Raw genomic sequence first — 15,312 nt, 5'->3', positions numbered from 1 at the left:
CCTATTCCTTGTAGTAGACGACCTGGTGGGTCGTGGCCAGCAATTCTCCTGCTTCCGACCACAGCTGCGCGGTCTGGTCGAAATAGCCGCTGCGGAAGGCCTGGGCCTGCGCCTGGCCCAGCAGGTGGCCGGTGCCCGCCCGCGCCAGCCCGGCGGCGTCGGCGTGGAAGTAGACCGTCAGGCTGACCGTGCCGATCGGCACCAGGAGCGCGCGCCGCCGCCAGATGCGCGGGAAGAAGACGTCGGACAGCGCGGCCAGCGAGGCGAAATCGAGTGGACGCGGCGGCGCGTCGCGCAGCCACAGCCGCGTGATGCTCGCGCCCTGCTCGCGGCCGTCCCACTGGTCGGGGATGCCGCCCTCGATGAAGCGCATCTCGTAGCGGTTGACCCACTCGACCCGCCTGGGGCCGGTGGCTGGCGCCACCTCCGACGCCGGCGGCACCACGGGCATGGCATGCTCGTCGCGGCCCCAGGTCTCGCGCCGCAGCGCCGTGAACGCGGTGCCGGTGAGCACGGTCTGGCCGTCCTGCCGCACGTCGAGCACCCAATGCTGGGTCGAGCGGTTGGTGCGCGCCGGCCGCGCCACGACGTCGAACGGCCCATCGGCGAGCGCGGACGCGAAGTTCACCGTCAGCGCAACGGGGTCGCCCAGCCGCGCCGGATGGCGCAGCACCGCGGACAGCGCCTGGGCCGCGCTGACGCCGCCGAACGGCCCCACCATGTTGGCGTACGCCGGGCTGGTGTGGCCGCGCCAGAGATCGTCGCCGGCCGGCTGCAGGGCCACGGCGAGGTCGAACGGATGCGTGCTCATGCGGCCTCCGGGCGCGCGAGGCTGCCCAGCCATTCGGCCATGCGGGGCCACAGCCCATGTTCCTGGTCGGTGCGGAACGGACCGAAATGGCCGATCCGCCGCTGCGCCAGGTCAGCCGGAGCGATGCGGTGCACTTCGCACCGCGCGTTCTCGTACAGGTCGACCAGGCTGTGGGTGCCGCGCAAGGTCATCAGTTCGTCGTCGGTGAAAGACAGGGCCAGCAGCGGAAAACGGGCGGCGGCATATTGCCGGCGGACCGCCTCGCCTTCGGCGCCCACGCTGTATTTCGGGTCCAGGCACCAGCGCCGCCATTGCAGCATCACGCCGGCCGGCAGGTCGCCGACCTTGCGCAGCCTGCGGCCGGGGAAGTAGCCGCACAGCCGCGTCGCGACCGGGACCAGCACCCACCAGAAATACCAGATGGTGCGGCGCAGCCGCGGCGCGTTCTCGCGCCAGTAGCCGCTGCCGGCGGCCACGCTCAGCATGCCGCTGACCTTGTGCTGGTTGCACAGCAGCCCGGGCAGCTGGGCGCCCAGGCTGTGCCCCAGCAGGTGCAGCGGTACGCCGGGAAGTGCGGCCTCGGCATGGTCAACCACCGCCTCGTAGTCGCGTGCCCAGTCGAACAGGTCGGCGCGGAAGCCGCGCAGCGACCGGCCCGGCGGCAACGACGCGCCGCTGCCGCGGTAGTCGAACGTGGTGACGCGCCAGCCTTGTCCCGCCAGCCAGCCGGCGAACGCGGCGTAGTAGTCCTGCCGCACGCCCATGGCGCCGCCGATCACGACGTTGCCGCGCGCCGGCCGCCCGGGCTCCCACACCCGCAGCGCGATCTCGGCGCCATCGGGCGTGGTCAGGGTCTCGGCTCTCATCTCCCGTCTCCTTCCTGCGCGTGGCGCGAACGAGAAAAAGGCCACGCTGCGGTGGCCTGGATCGCCGTCGTCAGACGCGCTCGAAGATGCCGGCCGCACCCTGCCCCATGCCCACGCACATGGTCACCATGCCGTACTTGAGGTTCTTGCGGCGCAGCGCGTGCACCACGGTGGCCGAGCGGATCGCACCGGTGGCGCCCAGCGGGTGCCCGAGGGCAATCGCGCCACCCATCGGGTTGACCTTGCTGGCGTCGAGCCCGAGCGTGTCGATCACCGCGAGCGACTGGGCCGCGAAGGCCTCGTTCAGCTCGATCCAGTCGAGCGCATCCTGCTTCAGGCCGGCCGCCTTGAGCGCCGCGGGGATCGCCTCGATCGGCCCGATGCCCATGATGTGCGGCGGCACGCCGCGGCTGGCGTAGCTCACGAAACGGGCCAGCGGCTGCAGGTTGAAGCGCTTGAGTGCGGCCTCGCTCACCAGGATCAGCGCGCCGGCGCCGTCGGACGTCTGCGAGCTGTTGCCGGCGGTCACGCTGCCGCGCGCGGCGAACACGGTCTTGAGCTTGGCAAGGCCCTCGGGCGTGGTGTCGGGGCGCGCCCCTTCGTCGAGGTTCACGGTGCGCGTCTTCACGCTCACTTCGGCGGACTCCAGGTCGACCGAGCGGTCGGCCACTTCCACCGGCGTGATCTCGTCGGCGAACTCGCCGGCCTTCATCGCCGCGATCGCCTTCATGTGCGACTGGTAGGCGAACTGGTCCTGCGCCTCGCGGCCGACCTTCCACTGCTGCGCGACCTTCTCGGCGGTCAGGCCCATGCCGTAGGCGATGCCATAGCTCTCGATGTCGTCGGGATTGGAGAAGATGGACGGCGACAGTGACGGCGAGTTGCCCATCATGGGCACCATGCTCATGCTCTCGACGCCGGCCGCGATCATCACGTCGGACTCGCCCACGCGGATGCGGTCGGCCGCCATCTGCACGGCCGACAGGCCGGAGGCGCAGAAGCGGTTGACCGTGATGCCGCCCACGCTCTTGGGCAGCCCGGCGAGCACCGCGCCGATGCGCGCCACGTTCAGGCCCTGCTGCGCCTCGGGAATCGCGCAGCCGCAGACGATGTCCTCGATCGCCTGGGGATCCAGGCCGGGCACCTGTGCCAGCGCCGACCGCAGCGCGGTGGCCAGCAGGTCGTCCGGCCGCGTGTTGCGGAAGAAGCCGCGGTGCGAGCGCCCGATGGGCGTGCGGGTGGCGGCGACGATGTAGGCGTCTTGGACTTGCTTGCTCATGTCGGTGTCTCCGCTCAGTTGCGAACCGGCTTGCCGGTCGAGAGCATCCCCAGGATGCGCTCCTGGGTCTTGGGGTGCTGGACCAGTTCGCAGAACGCCTGGCGCTCCAGCGTCATCAGGTATTCCTCGGTGACCAGGGTGCCGGCGTCGACGTCGCCGCCGGTCACCACGTGGGCGATCAGCGAGGCAATGCGGAAGTCGTGCGCGCTGATGAAGCCGCCGTCGCGCATGTTCACCAGCTGCCCGAGGATGGTGGCCTTGCCGCTGCGGCCGGCCACCGGGAACATCCGCTTGGGCGGCGCGCGCCAGCCCGTGTCGGCCATCGCCCTGGCTTCGGCGATTGCCACGTAGAGCAGCTCGTCCTTGTTGGGCACGATGACGTCGCTGTCGAGCAGGTAGCCCAGCTTGCGCGACTCGAGCGCGCTGGTGCCCACCTTGGCCATCGCGGCGGCGGTGAAGCCCTCGGTCAGGAAGGGCAGCAGGTCCTTGTGGTTGGTCTGCGCCTGCACCTCGGCCGCCCGGCGCGCGATGTAGGTCAGGCCACCGGCGCCGGGCACCAGGCCCACACCCACTTCCACCAGGCCGATGTAGCTCTCCATCGCGGCCACCCGGCGGTGCGAATGGATCGCCAGCTCGCAGCCGCCGCCCAGCGCCATGCCGCGCACCGCGGCCACCACCGGCACGCCGGCGTAGCGCAGCTTCAGCATGGTCTGCTGCATGAACCCTTCGGCATCCTCGACCGCGGCGACGCCGACGGCCATGAACGCGGGCAGCAGGGCCTGCAGGTCCGCACCGACCGAGAACGGCTCGTCGCCTGACCAGATCACCAGGCCCTGGAAGTCCTTCTCGGCGGTGTCCACGGCCTGCTGCAGGCCCTCGCACACCTCGGGGCTGATGGCGTGCATCTTGGTCTTGATGCTGGCGATGAGCACCTGCTCGTCCAGCGTCCACAGACGGATGTTGGCGTCCTCGTGCAGGGTGCGCCCGGCGGCGTCCCAGCGCGTGGCCTGGCTGCCCAGCACCGTCTCGGGGAAGTGCTGGCGCTGGTGCACCGGCAGCTGCCGGCGCGCCTCGAAGCGGCCACTGGTGGGATTCCAGGAGCCCTCGGGCGTGTGCACCCCGCCGGCATCGGCCACCGGGCCCTTGAACACCCAGTCGGGCAGCGGTGCGCTGGACAGCGCTTTGCCGGCGTCGATGTCCTCCTGGATCCAGCGCGCCACCTGCAGCCAGCCGGCTTCCTGCCAGAGCTCGAACGGGCCCTGCTTCATGCCGAAGCCCCAGCGCATGGCGAAGTCGACGTCGCGCGCCGTCTCGGCGATGGAGGCCAGGTGCACCGCCGCGTAATGGAAGCTGTTGCGCAGGATGGCCCAGAGGAAGCGGCCCTGCGGGCCTTCGCTGTTGCGCAGGAGCTTGAGCCGCTCGGCGGCAGGCTTCTTCAGCATCCGCGCATAGACCTCGTCGCTCTTCTGGCCGGCCGGGACGTAGTCGCGGCTGTCCAGCTCGAAGCGCAGCACGTCGCGGCCCACCTTCTTGTAGAAGCCGGCCTTGGTCTTCTGCCCGAGATGGCCCATCTCCAGCAGCGTCTTGAGGACCTCGGGCGTCCCGAAGCTGCCGTAGAACGGATCGGTCTCGGCGCTGAGCGTGTCCTGCAACGTCTTGATCACATGGGCCATGGTGTCCAGGCCCACCACGTCCGCGGTGCGGAAGGTGCCGCTGGAGGCGCGGCCCAGTTTCTTGCCGGTGAGGTCGTCCACCACGTCGTAGCTGAGGCCGAAGTTCTCGACCTCGCGCATCGTGGCCAGCATGCCGGCGATGCCCACGCGGTTGGCGATGAAGTTGGGCGTGTCCTTGGCGCGCACCACGCCCTTGCCCAGGCCGCTGGTGACGAAGGTTTCCAGGTCGTCCAGGATCTGCGGCTGCGTGCCCGGCGTCGCGATCAGCTCGACCAGGTACATGTACCGGGGCGGGTTGAAGAAGTGGATGCCGCAAAATCGCGGCTTGAGTGCCTCGGGCAGCGCCTCGGACAGCTTGGTGATCGACAGGCCCGAGGTGTTCGAGGCCAGGATCGCGTGCGGCGCGACGTGCGGCGCGATCTTTTTGTAGAGGTCGAGCTTCCAGTCCATGCGCTCGGCGATCGCCTCGATCACCAGGTCGCATTCGCCCAGCAGCGCCATGTGCTCCTCGTAGTTGGCCTGCTGGATCAGCGCCGCGTCGTCGGCCACGCCCAGCGGGGCCGGCTTGAGCTTCTTGAGCCCCTCAACCGCCTTGGTCACGATGCCGTTCTTCGGGCCTTCCTTGGCGGGCAGGTCGAACAGCACGACCGGCACCTTCACGTTCACGAGGTGTGCCGCGATCTGCGCGCCCATCACGCCGGCGCCGAGCACCGCCACCTTCTTCACCTGGAAACGGCTCATCGTCGAGGTCCTTTCGCCGCTGCTCGCGCCGCTGGCGCGCTCGTCGTGGTCTTTGTACATACGTTCTCTCCGGAGCCTCCCCGCGGGGAGGCGACTTTCACTGCACCCGCACCCAGGTCTGCGTGCGACCGAACGGCCCGATCGAGCCGCGCACCTCGAGGCGCTTGCCGCCCTCGATCGGCGTCAGCCGCGCGGTGTATTCGCGGCCGCTCTCGGGGTCGAGGATCTTTCCGCCCTCCCAGACGTCGCGGCCGTCGGCCTTGGTCACGCCGCGGATGATCTCCAGGCCGTCCAGCGGCTGGTTCTTGCGGTCGTCGCGGCACTCGCCGCAGACCGCGCCGGCCTGGGCGTCCTTGCCCAGCCGGCGCTCGATGCGGCCGCTGACGCCGCCGGCCGACTCGGTGATGCGGATCTCGGCGCGCACGTCGCCGCTCTTGTCGTCGACGCTGCGCCACAGGCCCAGGGGCGACATCTGCGCGAACGCGGACGTCGCCAGCAGCAGGCCCGCGGCCACGGCCGGCCGGCGGATCACGCCAGGGCCTCGTCGGTGTCGAGCAGCACCTTGGCGCCGGCGCGCGCGGTGCGCATCAGCGTCGCGGTCTCCGGGAACAGCTTGGCGAAATAGAAGCGCGCGGTCTGCAGCTTGGCCTTGTAGAACGGATCGGTGTTGCCGGCGGCGATCTCGCGCAGCGCGACCTGGGCCATGCGGGCCCAGAAGTAGCCGAACACCAGGTGACCGGCCACGCGCAGGTAGTCGACGGCGGCCGCGCCCACCTCGTCGGGGTTCTGGAAACCCTTGAAGCCGATCTCGGTGGTGAACTTGGTCATCTGGTCGCCCAGCAGCGCGATCGGGTTGATGAACTCGGCCATCTTCTCGTTCACGCCCTCCTCCTCGACCAGCTGGGCGACCAGCTTGCCGAACTTCTTGAGCGTGGCGCCCTGGTTGCCCAGCACCTTGCGGCCCAGCAGGTCCAGCGACTGCACGGTGTTCGTGCCCTCGTAGATCATGTTGATGCGGTTGTCCCGCACGAACTGCTCCATGCCCCATTCCTTGATGAAGCCGTGGCCGCCGAACACCTGCATGCAGGCGTTGGTCGCGATGTGGCCGTTGTCGGTGATGAAGGCCTTCACGATCGGCGTGAGCAGCGCCACCAGTTCGGCGGCGTCCTTGCGCACCTTCGCGTCGGGATGGTGCAGCTCGCGGTCGATCAGCAGCGAGCAGAACATCGTGAGCGCGCGGCCGCCTTCGGCGTAGGCCTTGGCGGTCAGCAGCATCTTGCGCACGTCGGGGTGCACGATGATCGGGTCGGCCGGCTTGTCCTTGGCCTTGGTGCCCGAGAGGCTTCGCATCTGGATGCGGTCCTTGGCGTAGGCCAGCGCGTTCTGGAACGCCACTTCGGTCAGGCCCAGCGACTGCATGCCGACGCCGATGCGGGCGGCGTTCATCATCACGAACATGGCCTGCAGGCCCTTGTTGGGCTCGCCCACCAGGGTGCCGACCGCGCCTTCCAGCACCAGCTGCGCGGTGGCGTTGCCATGGATGCCCATCTTGTGCTCCAGGCCGCCGCAGTAGATGCCGTTGCGCTCGCCCAGCGAGCCGTCGGCCTTGACGTGGAACTTGGGCACGATGAACAGGCTGATGCCCTTGCTGCCCTTGGGCGCGTCCGGCAGCCGGGCCAGCACCAGGTGCACGATGTTCGGCACGAAGTCGTGCTCGCCGGCGGAGATGAAGATCTTGTTGCCGGTGATGCGGTAGGTGCCGTCCGGCTGCGGCTCGGCCTTGGTGCGCAGCAGGCCCAGGTCGGTGCCGCAATGGGGCTCGGTCAGGCACATGGTGCCGGTCCACTCGCCGCTCACCAGCTTGGGCAGGTAGACCTTCTTCTGCTCGTCGGTCCCGTGCGCGTGGATCGCCTCGTAGGCGCCGTGCGACAGGCCGGGGTACATCGTCCAGGCCTGGTTGGCGCTGTTGAGCATCTCGTAGAACGCCTGGTTCACCACGATCGGCAGCCCCTGGCCGCCGTACTCGGGATCGCACGACAGCGCGGGCCAGCCGCCCTCGATGTACTTCGCGTAGGCTTCCTTGAACCCCTTGGGCGTGCGGACCTCGTGCGTGGCCTTGTCCAGGGTGCAGCCTTCCTCGTCGCCGGTGATGTTGAGCGGGAAGGTCACCTCGGCGGCGAACTTGCCGCCTTCCTCCAGGATGGCGTTGATGGTGTCGACGTCGACCTCGGCATGCCGCGGCATCGCCTTGTATTCGTCGGTGACCTTGAGCACCTCGTGCATCACGAACTGCATGTCGCGCAGGGGCGGGGTGTAGGCGGGCATCTGGATTACTCCTTGGAGGCGGTCTTGGTGGTTCGGGGGGACTTGGTCGGCCGCGCGGCCGGCGCGGCGCCGCAGCGCCGCAGGATGTTGTCGAAGCCGGCGTTCGCGCGCGCGATCGAACCGGGTGTCTTGAGGAAGCGCGCCTCGTAGTGGAGCGCCAGGATCAGCCCGTGGATCTCGAACAGCATCTGCTCCTCGTCCACGTCGGCCAGCAGGTGGCCTTCTTCCTTGGCCACCGTGATCGACCGCTTCATGGCGGCGTGCCAGGTGGCCACCGAGCTGGCCAGCGCATCGCGCACGGGACCGGGGCGGTCGTCGAACTCCACGGCGCCGCTGATGTAGATGCAGCCCGAGTCGATCTCCACCGAGGTGCGCTTCATCCAGTTGGCGAACAGCGCACGCAGCCGGGGCAGCCCGCGGGGCGCGCGCATGGCGGGGTAGAAGACTTCCTCCTCGAAGCGCCGGTGGTACTCGCGGATCACCGAGATCTGCAGTTCCTCGCGCGAGCCGAAGTGGGCGAACACGCCCGACTTGCTCATCTGCGTCACCTCGGCCAGGGCGCCGATGGACAGGCCCTCGACGCCGATCTGCGTCGCCAGGCCGAGCGCCGCGTCGACGATCGCCGCCTTCGTCTGCTGGCCTTTCTGCAGGGCGCGGCCTTCGCGGGCGCGGCCTGGCTTGAGCGGCAACTCGGAGACGGACATGGTGGGGTGTTCCATAAAACGAACGGTCGTTCTATTTTGCAGGATTTTTCCGGCACGTCCACCACAACCTCCGGAAATTCGGGGCGGGGCCGGCCTTCTGCGCGGGACTGGCCCATCCGCGCCGGCGGGCCGCGGGTGCTCAGGCGCGCGCCGTCGGCAGGTGCGCCCAGTTGGTCGTGTACTGGGGGGTCAGCCACTCCTGCTTCATGGTCCAGCTGCGGCCGCTGCCACCGACGCCGGTGCTCGCAGGGTGCACCGTGCCACGGCCATAGCGGTCGTTGATCCGGTCCATCGCGGCGGCCAGCAGCCCCTGCCGGGGCGCCGCCTCGTCCTCCAGCGCCAGCTCGCCCTGCCCGGCCGTGGCAGGCTGCAGGTCGAGCAGGATCACGCCCGCCTTATGGTAGCGGTAGCCGGGCCGGAACACCTGCTGCAAGCCCCGCAGCGCCGCCTGCACGATGGGCGTGGTGTCGGACGTCGGCCGCCGCAGCGGCACCGTGGCCGAGCGCGCGTACTGGCGCTCCCATTTGCGGAACGGATTGGTGTGGACGAAGGTGAGCACCTGCGCCGCGTGGCTGCCGTCTTCGCGCAGCTTGAAGGCGGCGCGCGTCGCGTACTCGCTGACCGCTTCGACCAGCGGCGGCAGGCTCGTCACCGGATCGCCGAAGGCGCGCGTGCACGAGACCTCGCGGCGCGGCCCCGGTGCGTCGTCGAGCGCGATGCAGGGCTGTCCCTGCAACTCGCGCACCGTGCGCTCGACCACCACGCTCCACCGCCGCCGTGCCACCGCCGGGTCCATCCTGGCCAGGTCGAGCACCGTCGCCACGCCGTCGGCCTGGAGCTGCGCCGACAGCCTTCGGCCGATTCCCCACACGTCGCCGACCGGCAGGGTGCCCAGGACCGCGTCGCGGTCCGACGCCGGCAGCGCCTGCAGGTCGAACACGCGCGCGAACTCGGGCGGGAAGGGATCGCCCGGGCGGCGGTCGGCCTCCTTGGCCACATGGTTGGCCAGCTTGGCGAGCGTCTTCGTGCCCGCGATGCCGATCCCGCACGGGATGCCGATCCACTGCTCCATGCGCGCGCGCAAGCGGTGGCCCGCCGCGACCAGGTCGCCGCCCAGGCCGGCCAGGTCGACGAAGCATTCGTCGATCGAATAGACCTCCTGCCCCGGCCCCAGCCGTGCGGCGATGGCCATCATGCGGTCGCTCATGTCCCCGTAGAGGGTGAAGTTGGCCGACAGCGCCACCACCCCTGCGTCCGGCAGGCGCGCCCGGATCAGGTGCCAGGGTTCGGCCATCGCGATGCCCAGCGCCTTGGCTTCGTTGCTGCGCGCGATGGCGCAGCCGTCGTTGTTCGACAGCACGACCACCGGCCGGCCTCGCAGACTCGGGCGGAACACGCGTTCGCAGCTCACATAGAAATTGTTGCCGTCCACCAGCGCGTACACGAGGGGCCCCTGCGCGGCTCAGCGGAAGCGCTTGATGGTGCAGGTGACCACGCCCACCACCGCCAGGCGCTGGCCGTCGCGCTCGAAGACGATGTCGGGGAAGGTCGGATCGGCGGCCTGCAGCTTGATGCGGCCCTGGCGCTGGAAGAGGTACTTGACCGTGAAGTCGTTGTCCACCTCGGCCACGACGATGTCGCCGTGCCGCGGCGCCAGCGCCCGGTTCACCACCAGGATGTCGCCGTCGGAGATGCCCGCGCCCTGCATCGATGTGCCACGCACCGTCCAGAAGAAGGTGGCCGTCGGATGCGTGATGAGCAGTTCGTTCAGGTCGTGCCGGCGGACGCTGAAGTCGTCGGCCGGCGAAGGGAAGCCGGCGCGGATGGTGCCCTGCACCATGGGGAGCGGGAGCGCCGGCCCCGCGACGAAGGGCTGGCCGGGGTGAGCTGGACTACTGTTCACCCATCCAGTATATCGGCGCATCTTAGGCCGCGCGTGGCGTGCGGCCGCACCGACCGCGCCGCACGAGGCCGCTGCGGCATTTGCCACAGTGGCGTCGGCAGGGCGCCTGCGGCTTCAGCCGGCCTTGTAGCCGACGATGTCCTGCCGCTGCTCGCCCAGCCCGTCGATGCCCAGCGTCACCACGTCGCCCTTCTTCAGGTAGCGCGGCGGCTTCATGCCCAGGCCGACGCCCGGCGGCGTGCCGGTGGTGATCACGTCGCCCGGCTGCAGCGTCATGAACTTGCTGACGTAGCTCACGAGGGTGGCCACGTCGAAGATCATCGTCTTGGTGTTGCCGGTCTGCATGCGCTCGCCGTTGACGTCCAGCCACATGCCCAGGCGCTGCACGTTGGGAATCTCGTCGGCGGTCACCAGCCAGGGGCCGATCGGGCCGAAGGTGTCGCAGCCCTTGCCCTTGTCCCACTGCGAGCCGCGCTCCAGCTGGTACTCGCGCTCGCTCACGTCGTTGATCACGCAGTAGCCCGCCACGTACGACAGCGCGTCCTTGCGCGAGACGTAGCGCGCGGTCGTGCCGATCACCACGCCCAGCTCGACCTCCCAGTCGGTCTTGACCGAGCCCTTGGGCAGCATCACGGGGTCGTTCGGGCCCTGGATGCAGGAGGTCGCCTTCATGAAGACGATCGGCTCCTTGGGGATGGGCGCATTCGACTCGGCCGCGTGGTCCGCGTAGTTCAGGCCGATGGCGATGAACTTGGGCACGCCGGCGACCGGGCAACCCATGCGGGGCTTGCCGCGCACCAGCGGCAGCTTGGCCGGGTTGGCCTTGCGGATCTTCGCCAGCACCGCCGGCGAGAGCTGCGCCGGGCCGATGTCGGGCACCACGCCGCTCAGGTCGCGCAGCTTGCCGTCGGCATCGATCAGGCCGGGCTTCTCGCGGCCGGGGTTGCCATAGCGGACGAGTTTCATGTTCTTCCTTTCTTGTCGTGGGATCAGTAGGTGGCGCGGCCGCCGGAGAGGTCGAACACCGCGCCGGTGGAGAACGAGCACTCCTCGGTGCACAGCCAGGCAACGAGGGCCGCCACCTCCTCGGGCGTGCCGAAGCGGCCCATGGGAATCTTGCCGAGCATGAACTGGATGTGCTCGGGCGTCATCTGGTCGAAGATCGCCGTCTTCACCGCGGCCGGGGTGACGCAGTTGACGCGCACGTCGACATCGGCCAGCTCCTTGCCCAGCGACTTGGTCAGCGCGATGACGGCCGCCTTGCTGGCGCTGTAGGCGCTGGCGTTCGGGTTGCCGTCCTTGCCCGCGACCGACGCGATGTTGACGATGCGGCCGTACCCCTGCTGGCGCATCAGCGGCGCGATCTCGCGGCAGCACTGGAACAGGCCGTGCACGTTGACCTCGAACACCTGGCGCCAGGCGTCGGTCGGGTAGTCCCAGACCTTCGCGTTGGGGCCGGTGATGCCCGCGCAATTGACCAGCGCATCGATGCGCAGGCCGGTTGCCACGGTGCGCCGGGTGGCGTCAAGCACCGAGGCGTGGTCGGCCACGTCCACCCGCACCACCGAGGCTCTGGGCCCCAGCGTCATGGCCGCCTGCTGCGCGGCGGCCTCGTCGCGGTCCCACAGCGTGACGTTGCCGCCCGAATGCACCAGGCGCTGCGCGATGGCATAGCCCAGGCCGGTGGCGCCGCCGGTCACCACCGCGTGGCGGCCCTGGAAGTCGAGCTGGTTCAAATCGTGATCCCTCCATCCGCCGCGTAGGCCTGGCCCGTGACGAACACGGATTCGTCGCTGGCCAGGAACACCACCAGTGGCGCGATCTCCTCGGCCCGCGCGAGGCGCCCCATCGGCTGACGGGCGACGAAAGCCTGCCGCGCCGCGGTCGGATCGGCGTTGGCGTTGATGCGGTCCTGCAGCGAGGGCGTGTCCACCGTGCCAGGGCACACCGCATTGCAGCGGATGCCGTCGGCCACGTAGTCGGCGGCCACGCTCTTGGTCAGGCCGATGACGGCGGCCTTGGTGGTGCCGTAGATGAAGCGGTTCGGCAGCCCCTTGATGCTGCTGCACACGCTGGCCATGTTGATGATGCTGCCGCCGCGGCCCTGCGCCAGCATCTTCGGCAGCGCCGCCTGGATGGCCCAGAACTGCGCCCGCACGTTCAGGTTCAGCGCGAAGTTCCACTCATCGTCGGTGGCCTGCAGGATGGTCCCGCTGTGCACGTAGCCGGCGCAGTTGAAGAGCACATCGATCGCGGGCATGTCCGCGATCACCCTGCCGATGCCGTCCTTGTCGAGCACGTCCAGCCGCACCGCACGGATGCGCTCGACCCCTTCGTAGCTGGCGAGCAGCGACGCGTTGACGTCGGTCGCCCAGACCTGCGCGCCCTCGGCCGCCAGCGCGAGCGCGCTCGCGCGCCCGATGCCCTGCCCCGCGGCCGTCACCAGCGCGGTCTTCCCCTTCAATCGCATCGCTTGCCTCCGTGTGGTGCCTGCCCCCGGGTTTTGCCGGATGCGTGGGAACAGGGCTCGGGCAGATATTAATTGGCCTGACCACTTGGCCAGTCATGGCGAACCCTGAGTCCCGCCCCCAGAACCCGCATGCCGCTGCAAGCCGTCGAATCCCAGCGCCTCTACCGGCAGATCGCCGAACAGCTGCGCTCGCTGATCGCCGGCGGCGAGTTCGCGGCGGGCAGCCGCCTGCCGGCCGAACGCGACCTGGCCCGCCAGCTGGGCGTGAGCCGCCCGTCGGTGCGCGAGGCGCTGATCGCGCTGGAGGTCGAAGGCTGGGTCGAGGTGCGGGTGGGCTCGGGCATCTACATCCGCCCGCAGGGCCAGCCGGCCGGCCCGGGCAAGACCCACAGCCACGTGAATGGCCATGCCCCTGCGAACGGCCATGCGAATGGGCAGGCGAAAGCCAACGGCAGCGTCGCACTGGGCGCCGCCGACTGGGGCCCGCTCGAGCTGATGCGTGCGCGGGAACTGGTCGAAGGCGAAGTCGCCGCGCTGGCGGCGCGCCACGCCCGCAAGGCGCAGATCGCCGCCATGGCGTCCGCGCTCGCCCGCATGCAGGAGGCGGCCGATGCCGGCGTCATCCCGCGCGAGGGGGACGAGGCCTTCCATGCGGCCATCGCCCAGGCCTGCGGCAACGAGGTGCTGCGCGACACGGTCATGGGCTACTGGCAGGCCCGCAGCGGGCCGCTGTTCGCCCGCATGAGCGAGTACTTCGAGAACCCCGCCTCCTGGACCGCGGCACTCGCCGAGCACGAGCAGGTGCTGCGCGCGATCCACGCGCACGACGCCCAGGCCGCGCGCGAGGCGATGCACCTGCACCTGAAGCGGGCCTACAACCGATACAGCGCGAGCTGGCGCCGCGCCAACAGTTCCTGACGCCAGAACCAACCACTCGGAGACAACGCCAATGACCAAACGCCTCACCCTGAAACTGATCGCGGCCTGCGCCCTGGCCGCGGCGGCGGCCAGCCCCGCCCTCGCGCAGACCAAGCTGAAGTGGGCCCACGTCTACGAGACGTCCGAGCCGTTCCACAAGTGGTCGGTGTGGGCGGGCGACGAGATCAAGAAGCGCACCAACGGCCGCTACGAGGTGCAGGTGTTCCCGGCCTCCACGCTGGGCAAGGAAAGCGACATCAACCAGGGCCTGCAGCTGGGCACGGTCGACATCATCCTGACCGGCGCCAGCTTCGCCGCGCAGGCGTACAAGCCGCTGGCGATCTCGTACTTCCCGTTCGTCTTCCGCGACGCCGAGCACCAGCTGAAGTACGCCAAGAGCGACGTCTTCCGCGACCTGGCCGGCGGCTACGACAAGGCCAGCGGCAACCACATCGTGGCCCTGAACTACTACGGCGCGCGCCACGTCACGTCGAACCGCCCGGTGACCAAGCCGGAAGACATGAAGGGCCTGAAGATCCGCGTGCCCGACGCGCCGGCCTACCTGGCCTTCCCCAAGGCGCTGGGCGCCAACGCCACGCCGATCGCCTTCGCCGAGGTCTACCTGGCGCTGCAGAACGGCACGGTGGATGCGCAGGAGAACCCCCTGCCCACCATCGAGGCCAAGAAGTTCTTCGAGGTGCAGAAGAACATCTCGCTGACCGGCCACATCGTCGACTCGCTGCTCACCGTGGTCTCGGGCCAGACCTGGGGCAAGCTGTCCGACGCCGACAAGAAGGTGTTCACCGAGGTCATGCAGGAAGCCGCCGAGAAGACCGGCCGCGAGATCATCGCGTCCGAGGCCCGGCTGGCCGAGGACTTCAAGAAGCGCGGCAACAACGTGATCGTGGTGGACAAGAACGCGTTCCGCGAGGCCGTGCTCAAGGCCACCAAGCCGACCGACCACGGCTACCGCCAGGCCGACTACGACAAGATCACCGCGATCAAGTGATGTCGACCCCGACCACCACCGCGGCCACGGCCGCCACGGCCGCCGACGATCCCTTCGGCGGCCCCAAGGTGATGGGGGACGACGGACAGTTCCACGCGCAGGACGAGGCCGTGGACCTGTCCGCCACCCCCGTGGAGGCCTGGGTCGCCCTGGGCTTCTTCTGGCTGCTGGGACTGACGGTCTTCTACCAGTTCGTCACCCGTTACGTGCTCAACGACTCGGCAGCCTGGACCGAGGAGATCGCACGCTACTTCCTGATCGGCACCGTGTTCACCGGCGCCGCCATCGGGGTGGCGAAGAACAACCACATCCAGGTGGACTTCTTCTATCGCCATCTGCCGCAGGCCGTCTGCCGCTGGCTCTCGCGCCTGGTGGACGTGCTGCGCATCGCCTTCTTCGGCGCCGCCGTGGCCTTGACCGCGCAGATGATGCTCAGGCTGAACAATGCGCGCATGACCATCGTCGACCTGCCGATGAACCTCGTCTACGGTGTCTGCCTGCTCGGCTTCGCGGCCATGCTGGCGCGGTCGGTGTGGGTCATGAAGGTCCACCTAAAGCGCGGCTACAGCGTGCTGGAGCGTCCCGAATCCACCATGGAGGACCGGGCCTGAAG

At 69.5% G+C, this 15,312-nt stretch carries 15 protein-coding genes; 3 read left to right on the top strand and 12 right to left on the bottom strand.

Going from position 1 to position 15,312, the window contains the following annotated elements:
• Position 1: 1 nt before the first annotated feature.
• The 12 genes from VFE82_RS03385 to VFE82_RS03330 all read right to left on the bottom strand — a co-directional run bounded on the left by VFE82_RS03385 (position 2) and on the right by VFE82_RS03330 (position 12,772).
• Positions 2-811, bottom strand: a complete 810-nt coding sequence (locus VFE82_RS03385) for a thioesterase family protein (RefSeq protein WP_324998830.1) — start codon at positions 809-811, stop codon at positions 2-4.
• Entirely contained in the window at positions 808-1,677 is an 870-nt protein-coding gene (locus VFE82_RS03380) for an alpha/beta fold hydrolase (protein ID WP_324998829.1), read from the bottom strand. The genes VFE82_RS03385 and VFE82_RS03380 overlap by 4 nt, the downstream gene beginning before the upstream one ends.
• Before the next feature lie 70 nt (positions 1,678-1,747).
• Positions 1,748-2,956: an acetyl-CoA C-acyltransferase gene (locus tag VFE82_RS03375; RefSeq protein ID WP_324998828.1), complete on the bottom strand. Its 1,209-nt coding sequence runs from the start codon at positions 2,954-2,956 to the stop codon at positions 1,748-1,750.
• A 14-nt stretch (positions 2,957-2,970) separates the two neighbouring features.
• Positions 2,971-5,370: a 3-hydroxyacyl-CoA dehydrogenase/enoyl-CoA hydratase family protein gene (locus VFE82_RS03370; protein ID WP_324999894.1), complete on the bottom strand. Its 2,400-nt coding sequence runs from the start codon at positions 5,368-5,370 to the stop codon at positions 2,971-2,973.
• 97 nt (positions 5,371-5,467) lie between these two features.
• Positions 5,468-5,842: a DUF2147 domain-containing protein gene (locus VFE82_RS03365; RefSeq protein WP_324999893.1), complete on the bottom strand. Its 375-nt coding sequence runs from the start codon at positions 5,840-5,842 to the stop codon at positions 5,468-5,470.
• Between the two features lie 56 nt (positions 5,843-5,898).
• Entirely contained in the window at positions 5,899-7,695 is a 1,797-nt protein-coding gene (locus VFE82_RS03360; RefSeq protein ID WP_324998827.1) for an acyl-CoA dehydrogenase C-terminal domain-containing protein, read from the bottom strand.
• A 5-nt stretch (positions 7,696-7,700) separates the two neighbouring features.
• Positions 7,701-8,399 (bottom strand): TetR/AcrR family transcriptional regulator, encoded by a 699-nt coding sequence (locus tag VFE82_RS03355; RefSeq protein ID WP_324998826.1) that lies wholly within the window; start codon positions 8,397-8,399, stop codon positions 7,701-7,703.
• 139 nt (positions 8,400-8,538) lie between these two features.
• Positions 8,539-9,843 (bottom strand): Y-family DNA polymerase, encoded by a 1,305-nt coding sequence (locus VFE82_RS03350; RefSeq protein ID WP_324998825.1) that lies wholly within the window; start codon positions 9,841-9,843, stop codon positions 8,539-8,541.
• Positions 9,844-9,861: 18 nt separating this feature from the next.
• A complete protein-coding gene (locus VFE82_RS03345; RefSeq protein ID WP_324998824.1) occupies positions 9,862-10,302 on the bottom strand; it encodes a translesion error-prone DNA polymerase V autoproteolytic subunit in 441 nt (146 codons plus the stop codon).
• A 114-nt stretch (positions 10,303-10,416) separates the two neighbouring features.
• Positions 10,417-11,268: a fumarylacetoacetate hydrolase family protein gene (locus VFE82_RS03340; RefSeq protein WP_324998823.1), complete on the bottom strand. Its 852-nt coding sequence runs from the start codon at positions 11,266-11,268 to the stop codon at positions 10,417-10,419.
• 23 nt (positions 11,269-11,291) lie between these two features.
• A complete protein-coding gene (locus tag VFE82_RS03335) occupies positions 11,292-12,038 on the bottom strand; it encodes an SDR family NAD(P)-dependent oxidoreductase (RefSeq protein WP_324998822.1) in 747 nt (248 codons plus the stop codon).
• Positions 12,035-12,772: an SDR family oxidoreductase gene (locus VFE82_RS03330; RefSeq protein WP_324998821.1), complete on the bottom strand. Its 738-nt coding sequence runs from the start codon at positions 12,770-12,772 to the stop codon at positions 12,035-12,037. The genes VFE82_RS03335 and VFE82_RS03330 overlap by 4 nt, the downstream gene beginning before the upstream one ends.
• 129 nt (positions 12,773-12,901) lie before the next feature.
• Between VFE82_RS03330 and VFE82_RS03325 the strand changes: the two genes are divergently transcribed.
• The 3 genes from VFE82_RS03325 to VFE82_RS03315 all read left to right on the top strand — a co-directional run bounded on the left by VFE82_RS03325 (position 12,902) and on the right by VFE82_RS03315 (position 15,310).
• The gene (locus VFE82_RS03325; RefSeq protein ID WP_324998820.1) at positions 12,902-13,690 is read left to right on the top strand and encodes a FadR/GntR family transcriptional regulator; all 789 of its coding nucleotides are present in this window, start codon (positions 12,902-12,904) and stop codon (positions 13,688-13,690) included.
• A 31-nt stretch (positions 13,691-13,721) separates the two neighbouring features.
• Positions 13,722-14,699 (top strand): sialic acid TRAP transporter substrate-binding protein SiaP, encoded by a 978-nt coding sequence (locus tag VFE82_RS03320; protein ID WP_324998819.1) that lies wholly within the window; start codon positions 13,722-13,724, stop codon positions 14,697-14,699.
• A 71-nt stretch (positions 14,700-14,770) separates the two neighbouring features.
• Positions 14,771-15,310 carry a TRAP transporter small permease gene (locus VFE82_RS03315; RefSeq protein ID WP_324999892.1) on the top strand — a complete coding sequence of 180 codons (540 nt, stop codon included), beginning with the start codon at positions 14,771-14,773 and terminating at the stop codon, positions 15,308-15,310.
• Positions 15,311-15,312: the final 2 nt, after the last annotated feature.

Origin of the sequence: Ramlibacter sp. (genome assembly GCF_035655895.1) — a bacterium.
Lineage (GTDB): Bacteria > Pseudomonadota > Gammaproteobacteria > Burkholderiales > Burkholderiaceae_C > Ramlibacter.
Note: the sequence above shows the minus strand (reverse complement) of the source record. Positions and strands in the feature narration are given on the sequence as shown.

Bases quoted from the DNA above. Each gene is read 5' to 3' on its own strand.
- VFE82_RS03385 (WP_324998830.1), bottom strand. From the start codon at position 811: ATGAGCACGCATCCGTTCGACCTCGCCGTGGCCCTGCAGCCGGCCGGC.
- VFE82_RS03380 (WP_324998829.1), bottom strand. From the start codon at position 1,677: ATGAGAGCCGAGACCCTGACCACGCCCGATGGCGCCGAGATCGCGCTG.
- VFE82_RS03375 (WP_324998828.1), bottom strand. From the start codon at position 2,956: ATGAGCAAGCAAGTCCAAGACGCCTACATCGTCGCCGCCACCCGCACG.
- VFE82_RS03370 (WP_324999894.1), bottom strand. From the start codon at position 5,370: ATGAGCCGTTTCCAGGTGAAGAAGGTGGCGGTGCTCGGCGCCGGCGTG.
- VFE82_RS03365 (WP_324999893.1), bottom strand. From the start codon at position 5,842: ATGTCGCCCCTGGGCCTGTGGCGCAGCGTCGACGACAAGAGCGGCGAC.
- VFE82_RS03360 (WP_324998827.1), bottom strand. From the start codon at position 7,695: ATGCCCGCCTACACCCCGCCCCTGCGCGACATGCAGTTCGTGATGCAC.
- VFE82_RS03355 (WP_324998826.1), bottom strand. From the start codon at position 8,399: ATGTCCGTCTCCGAGTTGCCGCTCAAGCCAGGCCGCGCCCGCGAAGGC.
- VFE82_RS03340 (WP_324998823.1), bottom strand. From the start codon at position 11,268: ATGAAACTCGTCCGCTATGGCAACCCCGGCCGCGAGAAGCCCGGCCTG.
- VFE82_RS03330 (WP_324998821.1), bottom strand. From the start codon at position 12,772: ATGCGATTGAAGGGGAAGACCGCGCTGGTGACGGCCGCGGGGCAGGGC.
- VFE82_RS03325 (WP_324998820.1), top strand. From the start codon at position 12,902: ATGCCGCTGCAAGCCGTCGAATCCCAGCGCCTCTACCGGCAGATCGCC.
- VFE82_RS03320 (WP_324998819.1), top strand. From the start codon at position 13,722: ATGACCAAACGCCTCACCCTGAAACTGATCGCGGCCTGCGCCCTGGCC.
- VFE82_RS03315 (WP_324999892.1), top strand. From the start codon at position 14,771: ATGGGGGACGACGGACAGTTCCACGCGCAGGACGAGGCCGTGGACCTG.